Below are 1,056 nucleotides of genomic sequence, written 5' to 3' on the forward strand. Positions count from 1 at the left end.
CGAGTTCGGCGTGGAACTCCCCCTCCGCGCGCTCTTCGAGTCCCCCACCATCGAAGCTCTCGCGGGGCGGCTGTCAGCCAGCACCGGCCCCCTAGTCCCCAAGCTCCCCCCCGTCTCGCACGACGGCCAGCTGCCGCTGTCCTTCGCCCAGCAGCGCCTGTGGCTCTTGGACCAACTCCAGCCCGAGGACGCGTCCTACAACCTCCCCACCGCGCTTCAGCTCTCCGGCCACGTGGACGTAGAGGCCTTGCGTCGCGCCTTCGAGTCACTGGTCGCGCGCCACGAATCCCTGCGCACCACCTTCGAGCAGCATCAGGGTCAGCCTTCGCAGCGCATCCACACCCCACGAGACTGGGCGCTACCGCTCGTGGACCTCTCCTCCTTGCCAGAGGTGCAGCGGCAGGAGGAGTCCCGGCGGCTGGCGGATGCAGAGATGCGTCGCCCGTTCCAGTTGGCCACGGGTCCTCTGCTGCGCAGCACGCTCGTGCGGCTCGGCGAGGACTCACACCTGCTACTCGTGACGATGCACCACATCGTCTCCGACGGCTGGTCCATGGGTGTCCTCGTCCGTGAAATGGCGGCCTTCTACGAGGCCTTCACCACCGGCACGACGCCGACTCTCGCGCCGCTCCCCGTCCAGTACTCCGACTTCGCGACGTGGCAGCGCCAGTGGCTCCAGGGTGAAACCCTGGACGCGCAGATTCAGTACTGGAAGCGGCAGTTGTCCGGTGCACCCGCCGCGCTGGAGCTGCCCACCGACCGGCCCCGTCCGCCCGTGCAGTCACACCGGGGTGCCGCCGTCGACGTGCGCATCCCCGCGAACGTCTCAAACGCACTCAAGGCCCTGGCCCAGCATGAGGGCGCCACGCCCTTCATGGCGCTGCTCGCCGCCTTCCAGGTCCTCCTGTCGCGTTACTCCGCGCAGGACGACGTCAGCGTGGGCACGCCCATCGCCGGCCGCACCCAGGCGGAGACCGAAGGCCTCATCGGCTTCTTCGTCAACACCCTCGTCCTTCGCTCCCACCTGGATCCACGCGCGACGTTCCGTGAGCTGTT

Annotated in this window: 1 protein-coding gene; it reads left to right on the forward strand. The window is 68.7% G+C overall.

Features of this window, described 5'->3' with window-relative positions; genetic code table 11:
- Positions 1–166 precede the first annotated feature (166 nt).
- Positions 167–1,056 (forward strand): condensation domain-containing protein (locus FOF48_RS36225; RefSeq protein ID WP_255443093.1); only part of this gene is annotated, 890 nt, incomplete at its 3' end.

This window comes from Corallococcus sp. Z5C101001, assembly GCF_007352635.1.
GTDB lineage: Bacteria > Myxococcota > Myxococcia > Myxococcales > Myxococcaceae > Corallococcus > Corallococcus silvisoli.